At 66.5% G+C, this 21,457-nt stretch carries 19 protein-coding genes; 11 read left to right on the top strand and 8 right to left on the bottom strand.

Going from position 1 to position 21,457, the window contains the following annotated elements; translation table 11 throughout:
• Positions 1-8: 8 nt before the first annotated feature.
• From hemH to U1763_RS14380, 3 genes are all read right to left on the bottom strand, one after another.
• Positions 9-1,016 carry a ferrochelatase gene (gene hemH / locus U1763_RS14390; protein ID WP_332755735.1) on the bottom strand — a complete coding sequence of 336 codons (1,008 nt, stop codon included), beginning with the start codon at positions 1,014-1,016 and terminating at the stop codon, positions 9-11.
• Entirely contained in the window at positions 1,013-3,199 is a 2,187-nt protein-coding gene (locus U1763_RS14385; RefSeq protein WP_332755734.1) for a xanthine dehydrogenase family protein molybdopterin-binding subunit, read from the bottom strand. Before U1763_RS14385 ends, hemH begins: the two co-directional genes overlap by 4 nt.
• Before the next feature lie 159 nt (positions 3,200-3,358).
• Positions 3,359-5,047, bottom strand: a complete 1,689-nt coding sequence (locus tag U1763_RS14380; RefSeq protein ID WP_332755733.1) for a class I adenylate-forming enzyme family protein — start codon at positions 5,045-5,047, stop codon at positions 3,359-3,361.
• 37 nt (positions 5,048-5,084) lie between these two features.
• Between U1763_RS14380 and lgt the strand changes: the two genes are divergently transcribed.
• The 6 genes from lgt (at position 5,085) to U1763_RS14350 (ending at position 10,747) form a co-directional block, all read left to right on the top strand.
• A complete protein-coding gene (gene lgt, locus U1763_RS14375) occupies positions 5,085-6,017 on the top strand; it encodes a prolipoprotein diacylglyceryl transferase (RefSeq protein WP_443026925.1) in 933 nt (310 codons plus the stop codon).
• Positions 6,018-6,068: 51 nt separating this feature from the next.
• Positions 6,069-7,157 (top strand): class I SAM-dependent methyltransferase, encoded by a 1,089-nt coding sequence (locus tag U1763_RS14370; RefSeq protein ID WP_332755814.1) that lies wholly within the window; start codon positions 6,069-6,071, stop codon positions 7,155-7,157.
• Positions 7,154-7,666 carry a GNAT family N-acetyltransferase gene (locus U1763_RS14365; RefSeq protein WP_332755731.1) on the top strand — a complete coding sequence of 171 codons (513 nt, stop codon included), beginning with the start codon at positions 7,154-7,156 and terminating at the stop codon, positions 7,664-7,666. The genes U1763_RS14370 and U1763_RS14365 overlap by 4 nt, the downstream gene beginning before the upstream one ends.
• Positions 7,667-7,835: 169 nt before the next feature.
• Positions 7,836-8,606 (top strand): peptidoglycan editing factor PgeF, encoded by a 771-nt coding sequence (gene pgeF, locus U1763_RS14360; protein ID WP_332755730.1) that lies wholly within the window; start codon positions 7,836-7,838, stop codon positions 8,604-8,606.
• 77 nt (positions 8,607-8,683) lie between these two features.
• Positions 8,684-10,030 carry a cystathionine gamma-synthase family protein gene (locus tag U1763_RS14355; RefSeq protein WP_332755729.1) on the top strand — a complete coding sequence of 449 codons (1,347 nt, stop codon included), beginning with the start codon at positions 8,684-8,686 and terminating at the stop codon, positions 10,028-10,030.
• A gap of 198 nt (positions 10,031-10,228) precedes the next feature.
• The gene (locus tag U1763_RS14350; protein ID WP_332755728.1) at positions 10,229-10,747 is read left to right on the top strand and encodes a phosphoribosyltransferase; all 519 of its coding nucleotides are present in this window, start codon (positions 10,229-10,231) and stop codon (positions 10,745-10,747) included.
• A 354-nt stretch (positions 10,748-11,101) separates the two neighbouring features.
• Here U1763_RS14350 and U1763_RS14345 read toward each other — a convergent pair whose 3' ends face one another.
• Entirely contained in the window at positions 11,102-11,491 is a 390-nt protein-coding gene (locus U1763_RS14345; protein WP_132737052.1) for a glycine zipper 2TM domain-containing protein, read from the bottom strand.
• A 156-nt stretch (positions 11,492-11,647) separates the two neighbouring features.
• Between U1763_RS14345 and U1763_RS14340 the strand changes: the two genes are divergently transcribed.
• Positions 11,648-12,673, top strand: coding sequence for an esterase-like activity of phytase family protein (locus U1763_RS14340; protein WP_332755727.1), 1,026 nt, complete (start codon positions 11,648-11,650; stop codon positions 12,671-12,673).
• Positions 12,674-12,955: 282 nt separating this feature from the next.
• On the opposite strand, the gene rpmB is transcribed toward U1763_RS14340, so the two are convergent.
• Positions 12,956-13,255, bottom strand: a complete 300-nt coding sequence (gene rpmB, locus U1763_RS14335; protein WP_056053386.1) for a 50S ribosomal protein L28 — start codon at positions 13,253-13,255, stop codon at positions 12,956-12,958.
• Between the two features lie 159 nt (positions 13,256-13,414).
• On the opposite strand from rpmB, the gene U1763_RS14330 reads away from it, so the two are divergent.
• On the top strand, positions 13,415-13,633 hold the full coding sequence (locus tag U1763_RS14330) for a hypothetical protein (protein WP_132895927.1): 219 nt from the start codon (positions 13,415-13,417) through the stop codon (positions 13,631-13,633).
• A gap of 39 nt (positions 13,634-13,672) precedes the next feature.
• Positions 13,673-14,122 (top strand): nucleoside deaminase, encoded by a 450-nt coding sequence (locus tag U1763_RS14325; RefSeq protein WP_332755726.1) that lies wholly within the window; start codon positions 13,673-13,675, stop codon positions 14,120-14,122.
• Between the two features lie 138 nt (positions 14,123-14,260).
• Here U1763_RS14325 and pepN read toward each other — a convergent pair whose 3' ends face one another.
• Positions 14,261-16,849, bottom strand: coding sequence for an aminopeptidase N (gene pepN / locus U1763_RS14320; RefSeq protein ID WP_332755725.1), 2,589 nt, complete (start codon positions 16,847-16,849; stop codon positions 14,261-14,263).
• Positions 16,850-16,955: 106 nt separating this feature from the next.
• Between pepN and U1763_RS14315 the strand changes: the two genes are divergently transcribed.
• Positions 16,956-18,638 (top strand): M28 family metallopeptidase, encoded by a 1,683-nt coding sequence (locus U1763_RS14315; protein ID WP_332755724.1) that lies wholly within the window; start codon positions 16,956-16,958, stop codon positions 18,636-18,638.
• The gene (locus U1763_RS14310) at positions 18,635-19,471 is read left to right on the top strand and encodes a Rossmann-fold NAD(P)-binding domain-containing protein (protein WP_332755723.1); all 837 of its coding nucleotides are present in this window, start codon (positions 18,635-18,637) and stop codon (positions 19,469-19,471) included. The genes U1763_RS14315 and U1763_RS14310 overlap by 4 nt, the downstream gene beginning before the upstream one ends.
• Here the strand turns inward: U1763_RS14310 and U1763_RS14305 are convergent.
• Together U1763_RS14305 and U1763_RS14300 are read right to left on the bottom strand one after the other, a co-directional pair.
• On the bottom strand, positions 19,384-20,307 hold the full coding sequence (locus tag U1763_RS14305; RefSeq protein ID WP_332755722.1) for a DMT family transporter: 924 nt from the start codon (positions 20,305-20,307) through the stop codon (positions 19,384-19,386). The genes U1763_RS14310 and U1763_RS14305 overlap by 88 nt on opposite strands.
• Positions 20,304-21,305, bottom strand: a complete 1,002-nt coding sequence (locus U1763_RS14300; RefSeq protein ID WP_332755813.1) for a threonine aldolase family protein — start codon at positions 21,303-21,305, stop codon at positions 20,304-20,306. Before U1763_RS14300 ends, U1763_RS14305 begins: the two co-directional genes overlap by 4 nt.
• Between the last annotated feature and the right edge of the window lie 152 nt (positions 21,306-21,457).

Genomic DNA, 21,457 nt, shown 5'->3' with positions numbered 1-21,457 from the left:
GCCGGAGGCTAGACAGCCCGCACCCATCCTTCAAGCTCGCGCGCCAAAATGCTGCGCAACATTTCCACGCCGACGGGGCTGTCGTTGAGGCACGGAAGGTAGGCGAAGTGCGTGCCGCCAGCTTCCTCGAAGCTCTCGCGCCCGCGGATCGACAGTTCCTCCAGCGTCTCCAGGCAATCGGCGGAGAAGCCCGGCGCGAAGATCGCCACCTTGGTCTTGCCCGCCTTGGCGAGCGCGACGAGCGTCTCGTCGGTCGCCGGCCCCAGCCACTTCTGCGGCCCGAACCGTGACTGGAACGCGATCGTCAACTCGCGCCCCATCCGCTCGCCGAACAGTCGCGCAGTCTTCTGGCAGTGGCAGTGATACGGATCGCCCTGCTGCAAAGTGCGCTTCGGCATTCCGTGGAAGCTGGCGACGATCGCGTCCGGCGTAAAATCGAGTGCAGACAGCCCCTCTTCGAGCGAGTCCTTCAGCGCGTCGATATAGAGAGTGTCGTCGTAATACGGCGGCAGCGTGCGGATCGCCGGCTGCCAGCGCAGACCGGCGAGATGCTTGAACGCCTTGTCGTTCGCGGTCGCGGTCGTTGCTGCGCAATATTGCGGGTAGAGCGGCGCTAGCAGGATGCGCTCGCACCCCGCCGCTTTCATCGCGGTCAGCCGGTCCGAAATCGATGGATTGCCGTAGCGCATCGCCCAATCGACCAGCACTTCCGGTCCGAACGCGTCCTTCAGCGCTGCCGCCTGCAACCGGGTGATCGCGGCGAGTGGCGAGCCGTCCTCGCGCCAGACCTGCGAATAAGCATGCGCGGACTTTTTCGGGCGCGTGTTGAGGATGATGCCGCGCAGGATCGGCTGCCACGCGATCTGCGGGATCTCGACGACGCGCGAATCGGACAGGAACTCGCCGAGATAGCGCTTCACCGATTTCGCATCGGGGCCATCGGGCGTGCCGAGGTTCATCAGCAACACGCCGATCTTGGGTTTCGGAATCGGGGGGTGATCGGGGGGCAGGGTCATGGCGCTGGTCTTAAAGGCAAATTGCGGATGCGGAAGCCCGTTGACGCATAGAGCGCGTTGGCGATCGCCGGTGCGACCGCGGGGACGCCGAGTTCGCCGACGCCGCCGGGGGCTTCGTCGCTGCGAATGACCTCGACGGTGATGTCGGGCGTGTCGGCGAGGCGGGGCAGGGCGATGGCGTCGAACCCGCGCGCGTCGGCGAGGCCGCGGGTGAAACCTGTCGACGCGCCGAGCGCGGCGGCCATGCCGAAGATCAGCCCGCCCTCGATCTGCTGGCGGACGATGTCGGGGTTGATCTGCGCGCCGCAATCGACTGCGGCGACGAGGCGGTCGACGACCGGGCGCTGGTCCGCGCCCATGTGCGCCTCGGCCATCACGGCGATGTAGCTGCCTCGGAACGCGTGGGCTGCGATCCCCTGGCCGCTGCCTGCGACGCCGCCGTTCCAGCCGCCGAGGGCTGCCGCGGTCGACAGGCAGCGCGCGAGTCGCGGTTCGCCGCCGAGCATGCCGATCCGGAACGACATCGGTTCGGACTGTGCCGTGCGTGCGAGTTCGTCGAGGAAGCATTCGGTGAAGAACGCGGTGTAGCCATGTGCGCCACCGCGGAGGTGCCCGGTCGGTATGCCGATCTCAGCGGGGTGGTGCTCGATCGCATAGGCGGGGATGCGATAGGCGGGCGTGGCGCCTGCCACGGCGTAGCGATCGCCCTTCACGCCGATCAGCGCGGCTTCGGTTACGAGCCCCGGCATCATCCGGCGTGCCATCTCGGCGCCGGTGGAGGGGGCGGCGATGTTTGCCGACCAGCCCATGATCGCGCCGTTGGGGGCGAGCCGTGCGGCCATCTTCGCGACGGCGGGCGGGCGGTAGTGATCGTGAAGCGAGTCCTCGCCGCGCGACCAGACGAGGCTGACTGGCCGGCGAAGCTTGATCGCGAGGACGGCGGCTTGCTCGGCGACGTCGTGCTCCAGCGCGGAGCCGAACGATCCGCCGGCCAGCAACGGGTGAACGACGACAGAGTTTTCGCTGAGACCCGCCGCGCGCGCCGCAGCCGATCGCGCGAGCCCCGGTGCTTGCGTCGCCAGCCAGAGTTCGAGCCGGCCGTTAGAGAAGGAAGCAGTCGCGCTGCGCGTCTCGATCGCCGCGTGCAGGCCAAGGCCGGCGCGGTAGGTCGCCGTGACGAGGTTGGCGCCTTGGAAGGTTGCGGCGACGTCGCCCGTCTCGGCCATTCGCGTGCCCGGTCGCGTAAGCGCCGCATCCAGTGCAGCGTCGATCGACTTGGTATCGGGCAGGGGGGCGTCGTTCTCGAACCGCGGCGCGAGCGCGTCGAGCGCCTTCTGCGCCGCCCACCACGTCGTCGCCACCGCGGCCACCCAACGCGGGTTCTCGACGATCGAGAGCACGCCGCGGATGCGGTCGGCGGCGGCACGGTCGACCTTTGTTAGGCGACCGCCGACCGGGCCCTGGCGGATCGCGGCGTGGACCATGTCGGCGAGGCGGACGTCGCCAGCGAAATTAGCCGAGCCGTCGACTTTCGACGGGGTGTCGAGGCGGGGGACCGATTTGCCGACCAGCTTGCCTGCGCCCTGGATGCCGAGGGGGAGGGGATCGGGGAGAGTGAACTTCGCGGCTTCCTCGGCCAGTTCGGCGAAGCGGATGCGCTTGCCGCCGTGGGTACAGAAGCCAGCGTCGACGTTGACCTGGGTCCAGTCGGCGTCCCAGCGTTTCGCCGCGGCCACGCAGAGCAGCGCGCGGGCGCCCGCGCCGGCTTCACGACAGGCTTGCTCGAACATCCGGATCGAACTCGATCCGCCGGTTAGCATCGGTGGTTGCGCGGTGCCGTCCGGGAGGCGGTCGAACAGGCCTTCAAACAGGTCGTGCGTGCCGATTCCGTTGGCATAGAGCGGGTTGAGGGGGGCGGGCTCGACGCCGACGGTGCGCCAGTCCGCGCCGAGTTCGTCCGCGACGATCTGGGGGAGGGTGGTGTAGACGCCCTGGCCGTGCTCGACCTGCGGGATGGCGACGGTGACGTGGCCGTCGGTGCCGATGCTGAGCCACGCGCCGAACGGGGTTTCGCCGGGGTTGGCGACGAGGTTTGGGGCGTAGGTTCGCGGCCATAGACCCCAGGCTACGACAAGGCCGATCCCCGCGCCGCCGCCGACTAATATCCCACGCCTGCTGATCATAGGGTGCGCTCTAATCCTTCTCCCCCACGGGGAGAAGGTGGCGCGAAGCGACGGATGAGGGGGAGTGGGTCTCCGGGGCCGTGCCGGGAGTCTCACCGCCCCTCTCCCTTCCGTCGCCAAGTGGCTCCTCCCTCCCTCTCCCCGGAGGGGCGAGGGAATTTAGGCGAGCGCTCGGTACGTGGCTTTTAGCGACACCTTGTCGATCTTTTCCGTCCCCAGTCTTGGCAGCGGCTCTTCCGAAATCCAGATCCGCTGCGGTATCTTGAACGCGGCGATGTGCTGGTGGAGGAACGCGGTCAGGTCGTCCGGGGTCAGCGTTTCGCCGTCTTGCGGCACAACCACCGCACCGGGGACCTCGCCGAAGCGCTCGTCCGCCAGTCCGAACACGGCGGCTTCCGCGACCGCTGAGTGTTCGTACAGCGCCGCCTCTACTTCCTGGCATGAGATATTCTCGCCACCGCGGATGATGATGTCCTTCTTGCGGTCGACGATGAACAGATAGTCGTCCTCGTCGAGGTAACCGATGTCGCCGGTGCGGAAATAGCCGTCCGACGTGAACGCCGCGGCGGTCGCGTCGGGGCGGTTCCAATATTCCTTGAAGTTGCAGATCGTGCGGATGCAGACCTCGCCGCGCTGGCCCTGGTCGACCGGGTGGCCGGCGTCGTCGAGGATGGCGAGGTCGACCAAGGGCGCGCCGGGGCGGCCGGCGGAGTTGGGCTTGGCGAGGTAGTTGCCGCGCCAGTTGCCGGTGCCGACCGCGTTGGTCTCGGTCAGGCCGTAGCCGATCAGCGGTGCGCTGCCGCCCATTTCCTCGTCGATGCGGCGGACGTGATCGACCGGGCGGGGTGCGCCCCCCGCGGCGAAATCGGTGACGGTCGACAGGTCGTACTTCGCGCGATCCGGGTGGTTTAGGATCTCGAAGCTCATCAGCGGCACGCCGACGAAGTAGGTCACGCCTTCCGCCTCGATCAGCCGCATTGCCTCGCCCGCATCCCATTTCGGCATCAGCACGAGCTTGCGCCCCATCGCGAAGCTCTGGAGGAAGACCGGCACTTCCCCGGTGATGTGGAACAGCGGGATCGTCAGCAGCGTGACCGGCTGGCCGACCGGCGGATTGCCTTGCGCGGCGGCGATCCCGACCATCATCATGACCTGGCCGAGATAATTGAAGATGCCTTGGACGACCGCGCGATGCTCGGACAGCGCGCCCTTCGACTGGCCGGTTGATCCGCTCGTGAACAGGATCGTCGCATGATCCTCGGGTCCGAGCAGCGGCAGGTCGGCGGTGTGATCGTCCTTTGCGCATACCTGCGCGAGAGCTTCGGCAAGCGGTCGCGAATCATCGATCTCGACCACCGGCGCGCGTAGGCCTGCGATCTGCGCGAGGCGCTTCACCCGCGGCGGATCGGCGAACACGAGTGCGCAATCGACCTCGCCGATCGCGGTCTCCAGTTCCTCCGACTGCCACCAGCCGTTGAGCAGGGTTGCGACGCCGCCGGCCATGATGATGCCCATGTAGAGGACGATCCACGACGGCGAATTGCGCATCGCGATGCCGACGCGGTCGCCCTTGGCGATGCCGTACCCGCCGACGAGGGCGCGCGCGCAACGTTCGGCGGCGGCGTAGACCTCGCCGAAGGTCAGCCGTTCGGCGCCGGAGACGAGGAAGACGGCGTCGCGGTGCTCGTTGGCGTAGTGCGCGAAATAATAGCTGAGCGCGGGCGGCGCGGCGGCGATCGTCGGCAGCGTGACGCCGAACCGCTCGACCGATCCGAGCGCGAGCATCCCGTCGGGCGCGGTCAGCGCGGCCATCGTCGAATCCATAGCTAGGTCTAGCTCGGTCCGCATATCGCTCTCCTACTTGGTCTTATCGTTATCGGTCTTTATGCAGGGGCGAACGCGTGGGGAAAAGCCTTTGATCCTGTCGACCATTATCGCCGCTGCGGGCGTAGCGCCTGCCGTCGGCAGTCACATCCGCTTCGAGGATCTCGGGCTCCACCCCGACGTCTTCTCGATCGGCTTCTTCACGCTGCGCTGGTACAGCCTTGCCTATATCGGCGGGATCCTGCTCGGCTGGTGGTATCTCCTGAAGCTGCTGGCCCAGCCCGGTGCACCGATGGCGCGGCGGCATGCCGACGACCTGGTGTTCTACGCGACGCTCGGCATCATTCTCGGCGGGCGGCTCGGTTACGTGATCTTCTACGCGCCCGAGATGTTCCTGCATCCGCTGCGGATCTTCCGGCTCTGGGACGGCGGGATGTCGTTCCACGGCGGGGTGATCGGCACGTCGATCGGGCTTATCCTGTTCGCGCGGAAACATCAGCTCAACTGGTTGCGCGTCCACGATTATATCGCGTGCTGCGTACCGTTCGGGCTGTTTTTCGGGCGGCTGGCGAACTTCGTCAACGGCGAGCTCTGGGGCAAGCCGACCAACGTCGCGTGGGGGATCATCTTCGAGCGCACCGTGCCGTTCGGGATGGTCGAGCCGGCGCGGCATCCGAGCCAGCTGTACGAGGCGGGGCTGGAGGGTATCCTCCTGTTCGCGCTGCTGTGGTTCGCATTCTGGAAGACCAAGGCGCGGTATGATCCGGGCAAGCTCGTCGGGTTGTTCGTGCTGGGCTACGGGATCGCTCGGTTTATCGTCGAATTCTTCCGCGAGCCGGATTCGCAGCTGCGGGCGTTTGCCGAGCATACCGGGCTGCACATGGGGCAGTGGCTGTGCGTGCCGATGATCATTGGCGGCGGATATCTGGTGGTGACGTCGGCCAAACGGCGCGTGCGGGTCGAGTCGATCGCGGGGACGCAGAGCGTCGCTTAGCTCCCCTCCCGCTTGCGGGAGGGGTTGGGGGAGGGCATGGCCGCAAATGTCATGGCCAAAGATAATCCAGCCCCTCCCCTAACCCCTCCCGCAAGCGGAAGGGGAATCGAAGCCGCCCTTCCCGAACGTCTCGCCCGGGCGATCGCGCTCGCGGGGCCGATCCCCGTTGCGCAGTATATGGCGGCGGCCAACGTGCACTATTATGCGACGCGTGATCCGCTGGGAGCTGCGGGGGACTTCACTACTGCGCCTGAGATTAGCCAGATGTTCGGCGAGCTGATCGGTCTTTGGTGCGCCGATCTGTGGGACCGGGCTGGGCGGCCGGACGTGGCGTGGGTCGAGCTCGGGCCGGGCCGCGGTACGCTTGCCGCCGACGCCGGGCGAGCGATGGCGAAGGCTGGCTTCAACCCCGAGATCCATTTCGTCGAGACCAGCCCGGCGCTGCGGAAGGCGCAGGCCGAGCGCGTGCCGACAGCGACCTGGCACGATACGATCGATACGCTGCCGACCGATCGCCCGCTGATCGTCGTCGCCAACGAGTTCTTCGATGCGCTGCCGATCCGGCAATTGGTGAAGCGCGCGCAGTGGCACGAACGCCTGGTCGCGGCGCAGGACCTGCTGTTCCTGCCGATCGCCGGCAAGCCGCTGCCCGACGCAGTCATTCCCGAGCCGTTCCGCGATGCCCCCGCGGGCTCGATTCTCGAGACGTCACCCGCTGCCGTTACCATCGTCCGCGGCCTCGCCAAGCGGATCGCCGCGCAGGGCGGTGCGCTGATCGCGATCGACTATGGGTATGAGGGGCCGGCACTCGGCGACACCTTGCAGGCGGTCCGCAGCCACGCGTTCGCCAACCCGTTCGAGGCGCCAGGCGAGCACGACCTGACCGCGCATGTCGATTTTACGACGCTTGCCGCCGCGGCGCAGACCGAGGGGGCGGTCGCGTGGGGGCCGGTGAGCCAGCGTGACCTGCTCGGCGGACTTGGGATCGATTCGCGGACATCCGCGCTCGCCAAGGCGTCGCCTGCGCGTGCGGAAGCATTGGCGGCGGATCGGAGGAGGTTGATGGACGACATGGGTACTCTTTTCAAAGCGCTCGCGATCACCGCGCCAAATTGGCCGACCCCGGCGGCGTTTGCATGATCGCCTATCGCGATGCCGTGCCCGCTGATGGCGCAGAACTCGCCGCGATGGCGAAGCGGTCGTTCACCGACACGTTCGGCACGCTGTACCGGCCTGAAGACCTCGCTGCGTTTCTCGAGCAAGCGTTCGGAGAAAAGGGTTTGCCGGCGCAGCTGTCCGACCCTGCCTTCACCGTGCGCGTCGCCATGGACGAGGCGGGTAAGATCGTCGGGTTTGCGAAGATCGGCCCTGTTGCCTTTCCCGGCGACTGGCCTGCGTCCGCGATCGAACTTTATCAGCTTTATGTGCGCAGCGACCAGCACGGCGCGGGTGTCGGCCCGGCGTTGATGGACTGGGCGATCGATGTCGCACGCGCCGAGGGGCGGACGGAGATGATCCTGAGCGTGTATGTGGATAACCACCGGGCGCACCAGTTCTATCAGCGGTACGGCTTCGTCGAGATCGGGCGGTATGTGTTCATGGTTGGTGAGCAGCCTGATGATGACCGGATCATGCGGCTTGTGCTGTGATCGGCGGCGCTACCAGAGATATCGTAGCGAAAGGCCACCACCCCGGCGGAGGCCGGGGCCCAGTTGGAAAGGTCTTGGTAACGGCGCGATGCCTGCTGTTAGGAACGTCACCCAACTGGGCCCCGGCCTCCGCCGGGGTGGGGATGTGCTTGATGTTGGGTGACCTAAAATGACCATCGACCTCCTCCGCGCGAAGGCGCTTGGCGACATCCCGCATGGCTTTTTCGGCCGACGCGGCGGCGTCTCGACCGGTGCGTATGCGAGCCTCAATGTCGGTATCGGGTCTGACGACGACCCCGCCGCCATCGCTGAGAACCGTCGCCGTGCGACCGAAGCCGTCCTGCCGGGCGCGAAACTCGTCGGGCTCTATCAGGTCCACTCGGCCGACGCGGTCACCGTGACTGAGCCGTTCGACGATGCGATACGCCCGCATGCCGACGCACTGGTCACCAATCGCCCGGGCCTCGCGCTCGGCATCCTCACCGCGGACTGTGCACCCGTGCTGTTCGCCGACCGGGAGGCCGGTGTCGTCGCGGCCGCGCATGCCGGGTGGAAAGGCGCGCTCGGCGGCGTTACCGACTCCACGATCCTCGCGATGGAGGCGATCGGCGCGCACCGCGACCGGATCGTCGCCGCGGTCGGGCCGTGCATCGCGCGCGCCAGCTACGAGGTCGACGACGGCTTCATCCGGCGGTTCTGCGAGGCGGATCCGGAGAACGAACGTTTCTTTGCGGATGGCCGTGCGGATCATTACCAGTTCGATCTCGAGGCCTATGTTGTCAGCCGGCTCGCGGTCGCCGGGATCGGGCGGATCGAGGCGCTCGGGCTCGACACCTATGCCGCCAAAGACGGGGGCGAGACGCGCTTCTTCAGTTATCGGCGCGCGACCCATCGCGGCGAACCCTCTTATGGGCGCCAGATCAGCATCATCGGGCTGTAACGCCTCCCAAAGCCTGCGCTGGTCGTTTAGGCTCCGCACATCGGCTCGCATAAGACGGGCCACGCAGGAGTTTATTGATGTCCGATACCCCGAATAACGCCGGTGCCGTTCCCGCGGAAACCGAAGCCGATCTGACCGGAGTCGCGGCACGCGTCGCGCCTAAGCCCGAGGTCGAGAAGATCGGCGGTCGCAAGCTGAAGCCGTCGACCTTGATGATGGGTCATGGTTACGACCCGTCGCTGTCGGAAGGCTCGCTGAAGCCGCCGATCTTCCTCACCTCGACCTTCGTGTTTCCCAACGCGGCGGCGGGCAAGCGCCACTTCGAAGGCGTCACCGGCAAGCGTCCGGGCGGTGCCGAGGGGCTCGTCTATTCGCGCTTCAACGGGCCGAACCAGGAGATCCTCGAGGATCGTCTCGGCGTGTGGGAAGAGGCGGAGGACGCGCTTGCCTTCTCGTCGGGCATGTCGGCGATCGCGACGCTGTTCCTCGCGATGGTCAAGCCGGGCGATACGATCGTGCATTCGGGGCCGCTTTATGCGGCGACCGAGACGCTGATCGGCCGCGTGCTCGGCAAGTTCGGCGTGAAGTGGCTCGACTTCCCGGCGGGTGCGACGCGCGAGGAGATCGATGCGGTGATGACCGAGGCGGCGACCGGCAACGTCGCGTTGATCTATCTGGAAAGCCCGGCGAACCCGACCAATGCACTGGTCGACGTCGAGGCGGTCCAGGCCAGCCGGGACGCAATCTTCAAGGGCGAGAAGCCACCGATCGCGATCGACAACACCTTCCTCGGGCCGCTGTGGTTCCAGCCGCTCAAGCATGGTGCGGATATCGTCGTGTATTCGCTGACGAAATATGTCGGCGGGCATTCGGACCTGGTCGCAGGTGGTGTGCTCGGCACCAAGGAGCACATCAACACGATCCGGACGATGCGGAACACGATCGGGACAATCACCGATCCGAATACCGCTTGGATGCTGTTGCGCAGCCTCGAGACGCTCGAACTGCGGATGAGCCGTGCGGGTGAGAATGCAGCAAAGGTCTGCGGTTTCCTGCGACATCATCCGAAGGTCGAGCGGGTCGCGTACCTGGGCTTTCTCGAGGATGAGCCCGGTATGGAGCGGCAGGCGGATATCTATCGCCGCCATTGCACCGGCGGCGGCTCGACCTTCTCGCTGTATCTGAAGGGCGGCGAGCGCGAGAGCTTCGCGTTCCTCGATGCGTTGAAGATCGCCAAGCTGGCGGTGTCGCTCGGCGGGACCGAGACGCTGGCGAGCCATCCGGCGGGGATGACGCATCTGTCGGTGCCCGATGCGCGGAAGCAGGCGCTGGGGATTACCGATAACCTCGTGCGGATCTCGATCGGGGTGGAGGATCCGGACGATCTCATCGCCGATTTCGAGCAGGCGCTAGAGACGATCTGAGCGGCTCAGGCAACTCCCACTTCTTGTTCTCCCGCGAAGGGTCTCCCTTCAAAGTAATACTTTGAAGGGGCCCTGATGGCGGGAGCCCAGTCTGGGTCCCCGCCTTCGCGGGGAAACAAGGAGTGGGCGTTACACCTGTGGCGCAAGGTGGGCGGGTTTTGAGTGAACTCTTCGCCACGACCCGCTAGCATCCGATCGATGCCGATCTTTACCCCTATCCCGCAGCACGAGTTCGTCGCCGCGATCCACATCCTCGCCGCCAAGCTGATCGAGGATATCGCGTGGAAACCCGACTACATCATCGGCATCGGCCGCGGTGGGCTCGTGCCGGCGGTGTTCCTCAGCCATGCGATCGGGCTGCCGACCCTGTCGGTCGATTATTCGAGCCAGGTGAAGGACTTTGCCGACGAGCCGCTGGTCAAGCTGGCCAAGCGGACGCGGGATGGCGAGCGGCTGCTGTTCCTCGATGACATCAACGATTCGGGGCGGACGATCTCGCATCTGCGCGGTGCGCTCGCTGCGGCGGGGGCGGTCGAGGGATCGGTGCGGTTCGCGATGCTGATCGATAACGTCAGCTCGGCCGAGCGGATTGAGTATAGCGCGCGGGTTATCGACCGGGCGGTGACGAAGGACTGGTTCGTGTTTCCGTGGGAAGCCGTCGCGCCGGCCGCGGCGATCGCGGAAGATGCGGCGGAAGTGCCTGAGCGGATCGCCTGAACCATTCACCACCGTCATCCTGACGAAAGTCAGGACCCAGGGTAACTAGACACCGTCGATCGTGGCTCTGGATCCTGACTTTCGTCAGGATGACAGGGTTGGCGTATGGGTCCAGTCGGTGCGTGCCGTTGCCCGATTGCAGACGAACAAAGGGCCGGCTTCCGAACGGGAAACCGGCCCTCGCCCTCGATACGCTACGCGAGGGAACTGGGAAACTGGTTAGGCTCAAGCGGGCGCGACGTCGGCAAAGCCGTCGCCCACTCGACCTGGGGTCGGGTCAGGCTGGGCCTGCCCGCCGTCCGTGCCGGCGATTGCTCGGCCGATTTCGCGGCGAGCATCGGCCCGTTGCCGAGCCTATCGGCGGCAGTACCCCGGATTATCCGACTTATCGATCGCGTTACCGGCGAGCGCGCCACCGGCTGCGCCGAGGACTGCGCCGAGCGTCCGGTTACCACGGCCCGCGACGGTGTTGCCGAGCAGGCCGCCGGCGAGCGCGCCGACGATCGTGCCGCCGGAATTGTCGCAACCGCGACGGCTGCGCGCGTTGTAGTTGTAGCGGCGATCGTTGCCGCGATACTCGCGGTAGCCACGGTCGTAGCCACCATCGCGGTAGCCGCCACCCTGATAGCCATCGTAGCCACGCTCGTAGCGCGAGCCCCAGCGCTGCGCATCGGCGGCAGCGGGAACGAGGGCGGTCGCACCCAATGCGAGGGCACTGGCGGCGAGTGTAAAAGTCTTGAACATCGTGCGTCTCCCGTTGGGGATTTCGGCGGCGGCGGGGGCCGTGCTTCCATCCTCGATGAGACGCTTATGGGTGATTCGCATTGAGCTAAGCCTGAATGCCTCCGTTATCCGCTGTTCATGCTTCCGCGGATCGCCGGACGCCCTATGAGGGATGCGATGCGGCGCTTGCTCACTGTTCTGTTCGTCGCCGTGAGCGTCTGTGCGATCGTGCCGACCTGGTCGGGTGAAGCGCGGCTCGACCTGCTCGGCACGCATGCGCAGCTGACCGCGACGCGCGTGATGCTCGATCGCACCAACCCGCGGCACGTGCGGGTCGGAGGGCTGACGTATCTGGGGGGCGTGGCGCTTGCCAGTCGTGATCGGGCGTTTGGCGGCTTCTCGTCGATGGACGTGACGCCGACGGCAAGCGGCAATCGTTTCACGCTGCTCAGCGACGGCGGCAACATCGTCCAGTTCGACATGGGCGCCGACTGGCTGCCACACCGGGTCGCGTTCAAGAACCTGCCCGCGGGGCCCGGCATCGGCTGGGAGAAGCGCGACCGCGACAGCGAATCGATGGCGGTCGATCCGGTCACGGGAAAGATCTGGGTCGGGTTCGAGGATAGCAATTCGATCTGGCGCTATGCGCCGGGCTTCGCGCGGTACGAGGCGCGCGTGAACCCTGAGGCGATGCGGCGATGGCCAGCGAATGGCGGGCCTGAATCGATGGCGCGGCTGCCCGATGGCCGATTCGTCGTCATCAGCGAAGAGGCGCATGTCCGGCGGCCGGACTGGTCCGGTTCGGACGAGGAGCGATTGCATACGCGACAGGGGCTGATCTTTGCAGGCGATCCGACAAAGGCGGGGGTGCCGGAGCGATTCGCGTACGAACCGTATGGCCGGTATGATCCATCGGACGTGACCGCGTTGCCGAATGGCGACCTGCTGGTGCTCGATCGCGGTTTTCGGCTGCCGTTTATCTTCTCGGCGCGGATATCGCGGGTGGCGGCGCGCGATGTGGCGGCGGGGCGAATCGCCCGCGGTCGGCTGATCGCGACGATCGACGCGCCGCTGATCCACGATAATTTCGAGGGGATCGACACGACGGTCGAGAACGGCGCAACGATCGTGTGGATCGTTTCCGACGACAACCAGATGGTTCTCCAGCGGACGCTGTTGCTGAAGTTTCGGCTGGAGCGGTAGCGGCGTGGGGGGGGGGGGGCAGCCGCCCGCCCGTTGCCCGTCATTCCAACACCGCAACCGTCACCCCAGCGAAAGCTGGGATCTCCCCATTCGGGTCGCGGCGCGCGCCAATTGGGATACCCCAGCTTTCGCTGGGGTGACGGGTGCGGAACGGAGGGTACCGCGAGGGTTAGGTTGTATCGTGCAGGACACGAGCCCCGCCCACCCCATCACCCACAAACGCCGACGGCCCGCCCTGCGAGGTGCAGGGCGGGCCGCGGTGATCGCAGTACGACGTCGCTGTTAGGCGGCGACGGCCGAAGCGGCGATCTTCTTGACGACTTCGCGCTTCAGGCGACGAACGCGGAGCGACAGCTTGTCGTCCGAGACCTTCACCAGCCAGTTGTCGAGGCCGCCGTTATGCTCGACGGTGCGCAGGCCGTGCGTCGAGACGCGCAGCTTGACGCCCTTCTCGAGCGAATCGGACAGCAGCGTGACGTTCTGCAGGTTCGGCAGGAACGTGCGCTTGGTCTTGTTGTTGGCGTGGGAGACGTTGTTCCCGACCATCCGGCCCTTGCCGGTCAGTTCGCAGATGCGCGACATGTGATTACCTATTCAAGTGTCGGGAGGAACCCCGGAAAGGCGCGCGGATAGCTGGCACGCCGGCTTTCGTCAACCGATTCACGTAAAACGTGTTGTGCAACCGGCAGCGCTCGGCGACGTTGTTACGCTATCGAACTGTTCAAGAAAAGGGGATGTCCTATGCGTACGCTCTTGTCACTGGTCGCGATCGCGGTGCTGGTCGTGGTCGGCCTGATGTATTTCGGGATCATCAACATCGACCAGACCCGCCAGGGCGTCGTCCAGGCACCGAAGTTCCAGGCGGACGTCGCCAAGGTCACGCTCGGTACCGAGAACAAGACCGTGGCGGTGCCGACGATCAACGTCGAGAAGCCGGCCAACAGCCAGGCACCGAACTGATCTTTACGGGCGGGCACGCGCGGGGCAGGGCCTGAGGCCATGTTCCCCGTTCCCGAACCCATGCGCCGCGCGCTTGAGGCGGCACGCGATGCGGCGCTGGCTGGGGAAGTCCCGGTTGGCGCCGTCGTCGTTAAGGACGGCGTTATTATTGCGGTGGGCGCCAATGCGCCGCGCGCGCTGTGCGATCCGACCGCACATGCCGAGATCCAGGCGATTCGTGCCGCGGCGTTGGTGTTGGGGAGCGACCGGCTCGAGGGTTGCGATCTTTGGGTGACGCTGGAGCCTTGCGCGATGTGTGCCGGGGCCATCGCGCATGCCCGGATCGCGCGGCTCTATTATGGCGCGGCGGATGTTAAGGGCGGTGCAGTGGAGCATGGACCGCGGTTCTTTGGGCAGCCGACGTGTCATCACCGGCCTGAGATTTATGCGGGGATTGCCGAGACTGAGGCGGCGACGATCTTGCGGCAGTTCTTTGCGAATCGACGGTAGGGGGCGGTGCCGATGTTCCTCCCCTGCAAGGGGAGGTGGCAGCGCATGGCGCTGACGGAGGGGTGACCCACTGTCGACAGGGTGACACCCCTCCGTCGCTTCGCGCCACCTCCCCTTGCAGGGGAGGATCGGTTCAGTTCAGCCTTCCAGGCTCTTCGAAGCCTGCTCGAACAAATCCTTCGACAGCCCCGGCGTCCGCACGATCCGCTCCAGTTCCGCGCGCATCAGCCCAGCCCGACCCGCATCGAACCGGCGCCAGCGGCCCAGCGGCGGCAGGAGTTTGGCCGCGGTCTGCGGGTTGAGGCGGTCGAGCGCGATCAACTGGTCCGCGAGGAATCGATAGCCACTACCGTCGGCGTTGTTGAACGCACGCTGGTTCGCGCCGAACGCGCCGATCAGCGATCGCGCGCGGTTGGGATTGGTCAGCGTGAAGTCGGCATGCTCGGCGAGCGCGGCGACGACCGTGCCGGTATCGTCGCGCGACGACTGCGCTTGCGCCTGGAACCATTTGTCGAGCACCAGCGGGTTGTCGCAATATTGGCTGTAGAAGATGTCGAGCGCGGTGGTACGGATGTCGGATGTGCTGCTGACCAACGTCGTCAGTGCACCCATCCGATCGGTCATGTTGTCCGCCGAATCGAACTGCGCGAAGGCGAGATCTGCCGCATCCGCCGCGCCGCTCGCCGCGATATAGCCGAGCGCGACCGACCGCAGGCGACGCAGGCCCTTGTCCTCGGGCGTATAGGCGTAGGGCTGACCCTCGCCACGCGCGTAAGCCTGCCGCCACTGCTCTTCGAGCCGCGTGCCGAGATCGCGGCGCAGCGCTTCGCGCGCGCGGAAGATCGCGTCGGGATCGACGACGGTCATCTGGTCGCCGATGAAGCTCTCCGACGGCAGCAGCACCGCCTCGGCGACGAAGGCCAGATCAAGATCGGTATTGGCGAGCGTGTTCGCGACCGCGGCGATCACGGCCTCGTGATCCGCATGCCCGTCGGCCGAGGCGACCAGCGTATCGAGCATCAGCTGCTGCATCGCCTCGTAGCGTGCGAACGGATCGTCGTCGTGCGCGCCGAGGAAGGCGAGATCGGCGGCGGTGCGGTCGCTCTCGACCACCACCGGGGCGGAGAAGCCGCGGTTGATCGACAGCACCGGGCGTTCGGTGAGGCCTTCGAACGCGATTGTGTCGAGCGTGTCGTCGAACAGGACGAGGCGTTCGTCGGTCAGCGCTGCACCGGACTCTGCGCCGAACAGCTTGATCCGCAATGGCAGCACCATCGGCGACTTCACGGGCTGGCCGGGCGTCGCGGGCACCTGCTGCGCGAGACGCAGCGTTGCGCGGTCGCCTTCGTGCGACAGGCTCGCCGAGACGCGCGGGGTGCCTGCCTGCGAATACCAGAGGCGGAACTGGGTGAGGTCGACGTTGCCGCCTTCTTCCATCGAAGTGACGAAATCCTCGCAGGTCGCCGCCGTGCCGTCATAGCGATCGAAATACAGGTCGGTGCCCGCGCGGAAGCCCTGCGGTCCTAGAATCGCGGCCATCATCCGGATCAGTTCGGCGCCCTTGTTGTAGATCGTCGCGGTGTAGAAGTTGGAGATCTCCTGGTAGGATTCCGGGCGCACGGGATGGGCGAGTGGGCCGGAATCCTCGGGGAATTGCGACGCGCGCAAGCCCCGGACGTCCTCGATCCGCTTGACCGCGCGCGAACCCTGGTCGGCGGAGAAGCCCTGGTCGCGATAGACCGTGAAGCCTTCCTTCAGGGAAAGCTGGAACCAGTCGCGGCAGGTGATCCGGTTGCCCGACCAGTTGTGGAAATATTCGTGCGCGACGACCGCGGCGATCGCGTCGTAATCGTAATCGGTCGCGGTATCCGGGTCGGCCAGGATGTAGCGCGAGTTGAAGATGTTGAGCCCCTTGTTCTCCATCGCGCCGAAGTTGAAATCGTCGACCGCGACGATGTTGAACACGTCCAGGTCGTATTCGCGGCCATAGGTCGTCTCGTCCCACGCCATCGCGAGTTCGAGCGCCTTCAACGCGTGGTCGGTCTTGGGCAGGTCGGCTTCGCGCACCCAGATGCCGAGTGACACCTCGCGCCCCGACATCGTCGTGAAGCTGCTGCGGTTTACGGCGAGGTCGCCGGCGACAAGTGCGAAGAGGTAGGAGGGCTTCGGGAATGGATCGTCCCAGGTTGCCCAGTGGCGGCCGTCTTCGAGGTCGCCCTGCGCGACCGGGTCACCGTTCGCGAGCAGCACGGGGAAGTGCTTCCTGTCCGCGGTCATCCGGACCGAATAGACGCTGAGCACGTCGGGGCGGTCGGGGAAATAGGTGATGCGGCGGAAGCCCTCCGCCTCGCACTGCGTGCAGAGATTGCCACCCGAAGCGTAGAGCCCCATCAGCTGCGTGTTGCGATCGGGGGCGATCTCGACCTGTGTCTCGACGACATGCGCGGCGCCCGTAAGCGGGATAACAAGTTGCTCGCCGTCGATCCGCCAGTCTTTGATCGCGACGCCATCGACCGTGACCGACAGTGGCTTTTGCCCAGCGCCGTCGAGCCGCAGCGGTGCGCCGTGATCGCCGTTGCGCGTGACCGACAAGGTAGCGGTGACACGCGTGGTCGACGGATCGAGGTCGAACTCCAGCTTCGTCTCGGGGATCAGCCATTCCGGCGGGGTGTAATCCTCGCGGCGAATGACGAGCGGGTGGGCGAGACTGTTCTGGATATCGAGCATATGCTTGCGAATATAGGGCCGTGGCCGCCTATCGCCAGCCAAAGCTTGCGCGGGTGACGGTGGATGCTACGCCGCTGCAACACGTTCCCTTTGCAAGGATTTCCGGATGTATCGTCCTCTCGGCGCGCTCGCGGTGCTCGCGCTTTCTGCCTCTGCCTTTGCACAGACTGCGCCCGTAGCGGTTCCGAACAATGCCGAGTTGAACGCCAAGCTCGCCGCACCGCTGCCCGCGGATCAGGCGGCGATGAAGGCGCACGTGCTGTTTCTCGCGTCGGATGCGATGAAGGGGCGCGAGGCGGGGAGCCCCGAGTTCGACATCGCCGCGCAATATGTCGCTGCGCAGTTTTATGCCGCGGGGCTTCGTCCCGGTGGCGATCAGAGCGGGTATCTCCAGACCGTGCCGCTCGTGTCGTACAAGGCGGCAAGCAAGGGCGATTTTGTCTGGACGGGTCGCGGGCCCGCGCAGCCGCTCGTGTTCGGTGAGGATTACGTGCCCGCCGCGAACGGCGCGAAGGCGGAGACCAGCGTTTCGGCGCCCGTCGTGTTCGTCGGCTACGGGATCGACGCGCCGCAATATGGCCAGGACGATTACAAGGGCGTCGACGTGCGCGGCAAGATCGTCGCGTATTTCGGCGGCTCGCCCGCGCGGTTCGGTGGCGAGGAGCGTGCGTTCTTCGGCTCGGGCGGGACAAAGGCTGCGATCGCGCAGGCCAAGGGCGCGGTCGGCGTGATCACGCTGGAGAGCCCGCGCTCGGCCAAGGTGCGGACGTTCGCCAAGCTGGCGGATTCCTATGCGACGCCGCGGATGACGTGGGCGAACTCCGACGGCACCGGCAAGGTAGATGCGCCTGGCGCGCCATCGCTCGGCACGGTCAGCATGGTCGGCGCGGCCAAGCTGTTCGCCGGTGCGAAGACGCCGTGGAGCCGGGTCGCCAAGCAGGCGGCAGGCGACAACGCGAAGTTCAAGGCGGTGCCGCTGGTCGGTACGCTGACCGTCGCGACCAAGACGAGCTTCGTGCCTGCCGCGAGCAGCAACGTCGTCGGGATGATCCCCGGCAGCGATCCGGTGGTCGGCAAGGAGGTCGTCGTGCTGTCGGCGCATCTCGATCACATCGGCATCACGAAACCCGTGAAGGGCGACGCGCTGAACAACGGCGCGCTCGACAACGCGATCGGCATCGCCAGCCTGATCGAGGAGGCCAAGCGCTTCACGGCCAGCGGGCAGGGGCCCAAGCGTACGATCATGTTCCTCGCGGTCACCGGCGAGGAGAAGGGGTTGGTCGGCAGCGATTACTTCACCAACCACCCGACCGTGCCGCTGACCTCGATCGTCGCGGACGTGAACCTCGACATGCCGATCCTGACCTACAAGTTCGAGGACATGGTGGTGTTCGGCGCCGAGCGCTCGACGATCGGCCCGATCGTGCAGAAGGCGGTGGCGGCGATCGGCGTCGGCCTGTCGCCCGATCCGATGCCGGAGGAGGGGATCTTCGTCCGGTCGGATCACTTCCGCTTCGTCCAGAAGGGGATCCCGTCGGTGTTCCTGTGGCCGGGTCAGAAGGGGCCGGGCAAGGCCGCGGTCGCGTATTTCATGGCGAACAATTATCACAAGCCATCGGACGACCTGACGCAGCCGATCCTGTGGGATCAGGGCGTGCGGTTCGTCGATGCGAATTACCGGATCGCGCGCGAGATCGCCGACGGGGCGCAGCGGCCGGTGTGGAATGCGGGCGATTATTTCGGGACGCTCTACAAGGGGCCGATGGCTGGCGCGGCGGTGGCGCCATGAGCCGGCTGCTGGTCTTCGGTCTCGGCTACACCGCGTCGCGGCTTGCCGAGCGGCTCGCGGCGGATGGCTGGCATGTCGTCGGCACGACGCGGGACGGGCGGGGTGATACGCTCCGGTTCGACGACACGGATGCGGTAACGTCGGAGATTGCCGCGGCGACTCATATCCTGTCGTCGGTACCGCCCGAGCATGAGGCGGATCCCGTGCTCGGTCGCTACGGTTCGCTGTTGCTGCGGACGCGCGCTTGGATCGGCTATCTGTCGTCGACGGGCGTGTACGGCGATGCGCAGGGCGCGTGGGTAGACGAGACGGCGCCGATCGGTGGTGGTCGCAGGAGCGCGCGGGCGGCTGCGGATGCGGACTGGCTGGCGATTGGTGCGCGGACGTTTCGGTTGCCGGGGATCTACGGTCCCGGCCGCTCGCCGCTCGACCGGGTGCGGCACGGCAAGGCGCACCGGATCGAGCAACCCGGACAGGTGTTCAGTCGCGCGCATGTCGACGATATCGTCTCGGGTGTGATCGCCGGGTTCGATGCGCCGGCGGGCGCGTACAATATCGCGGATGACGTGCCGGCGTCGCAGAACGACGTCGTCGCGTTCGCGGCGATGTTGCTCGGCATGCCCGCGCCGCCGTTCGTGACGCTCGAGGAGCTGACCGCGATGGGGCGCGGCTTCTATGCGGAGAACCGGCGGGTGGCGAACGGCAAGGCCAAGCGGGTGCTCGGCTGGACGCCCGCCTGGCCCGATTACCGCGCCGGCCTGCGTGCGCTGAGTGCGATGACGAGTCCGATGCCCGACAGGATCGCGCCGGCGACGGCCAGCGTCGACCAGTGATAGCGCTCGACGATCGTCGATAGCAGCATCGCGATCACCGGCACGATGACACCCGAATAGGCAGCCTTGGCCGGGCCGATCGCGCGGATGACGTTGAAATAGAGCGGGAAAGCGAGCGCCGACGCGAACACGCCGAGATAGAGGATGCCGGCGACATAGCCGAAGCGCGGCTCGAACACCGGCGGCCCGGTCGTGATCCAGGCGAACGCTGCGTCGAGGCACGCGCCGATCAGCATCGCCATCGCGAGCGTCGGCGCCATCGGATAGCGCTTGGCGAACGCACTGCCCTGGATGACGTTGGCGACCGAGGCGGCCATCACGCCGCACAATGTCAGGACGATGCCGATCGTCGCCGAGCGTGGCCCGTGCGGATCGACCCGCGCTTCGTTGACGAACAGCAGCGCGACCCCCGCCATCGCGACCGCGCAGCCGACCATCAGCTGGCGACCGAGGCGCTGCTTGAGGAAGATGCGGCCGAAGATCGCGTTGGGGACGAGCAGCAGTGCGAACACCACCGCGACGAGCCCCGAAGTGACGTAATGTTCGGCGCGGTAGACGAAGTTGAAGTTGAACGTGAACAGCGCGATGCCGATCACGGCCGCGAACGCGTAACCGCGCGCGTCGAACTTGAAGCTTTCGCGCTTGATGCCTGCGTAGATCGCCATTGCGATTCCGGCGACGAGAAAACGGTAACTGATCGACCAGCTCGGCGGCACCACCGCGATCTGGTCGCGGATGACGAGCCAGGTCGAGCCCCAGATCAGCGTGACGATACCGAACGGGATCAGTACCGCGGCGCGGGTCGACTGTGGTGGGTCGGTTAGGCCCGTGATCATAACTCCTGGATCGCGTCGGCGAGCAGGGCGACCGCGTCCGCAGGGCTGTCCCATGCCGTGACGAGGCGAATTTCACCGGCGGCCCAGTCGTAGAAGTCAAAGCCCTTCGTGCGGAGGGCTGCGGCTTCTTCCGGCGTGGCGCGAAGGAACACTTCGTTCGCCTCGACCGGGTGGACGAGGCGGTTGCCGGCGGCGGTGGCGAGTCTGGCGGCTGCGCCATTGGCAGCCTTGGCGTTGGCGAGCCAGAGGTCGTCGTCGAGCATGGCGAGGATCTGCGCGGCGAGATACCGCCCCTTCGACAGCAGCAGGCCGGCGCGCTTGCGGCGGTATTGCGTGACGGCGGCGAGCTCGGGCTTGAAGAAGACCAGCGCCTCCGCGCTCATCGCGCCGTTCTTGACAAAGCCGAAGCTCAGCGCGTCGACGCCCGCGCGCCACGTCATGTCGGCGGGGGAGCAGCCGACCCGCGCCATCGCGTTGGCGAAGCGTGCGCCGTCCATGTGGAAGCCGAGCCCGCGCTCCTTCGCCAGCGCGCCGATTTCGGCCGCTTCGTGCGGCTGGTAGACGCGGCCATATTCGGTGGCGTTGGTGATCGAGATCGCGTGCGGCTGGACGCGGTGGACGTCGTCGGGAATCGCGTCGAGGACGGTGCGGATGGTGTCGGGGGTCAGCTTGGCGCCGTCACCTTCGGCGAGGAAAAGCTTGGCGCCGTGCGTGTAGAATTCAGGCGCGCCGCCCTCGTCGTTCTGGATGTGCGCGTCGCGGTGGCAGACGATGCCGCCGTGCGGCGGGCAGAGGGCGGCGAGCGCGAGGCAGTTGGCGGCGGTGCCGGTGGGGACCCAGAGGACGGCGACGTCGGTCTCGAACAGCACGGACAGGCGGCCGTCGAGCTGCTGGCTCCACGCGTCGCCGGCATAGGCGGTGTCGAGCGTGTCTGCGGCGGCGATCGCGGCCATGACGTGCGGGTGGATCGTGGCGGCGTTGTCGGAGAAGAAGCGCATGGGTGAGGCATGCTGCGATGCGGTGGTGGCGTCAACGGGGGCTTTCGTCACGCCGGACTTGTTCCGGCATCCACCATGCCGCGCGATCTCCCGCGGGGGTATTCGGTTAGGGTAAGTCGCGACTGAAGCGGCACGCGAGCCCTCAACACAAG

Origin of the sequence: Sphingomonas sorbitolis (assembly GCF_036663875.1) — a bacterium.
Taxonomy (GTDB): Bacteria; Pseudomonadota; Alphaproteobacteria; order Sphingomonadales; family Sphingomonadaceae; genus Sphingomonas.
This window is presented reverse-complemented; position numbering and strand designations above follow the sequence as displayed.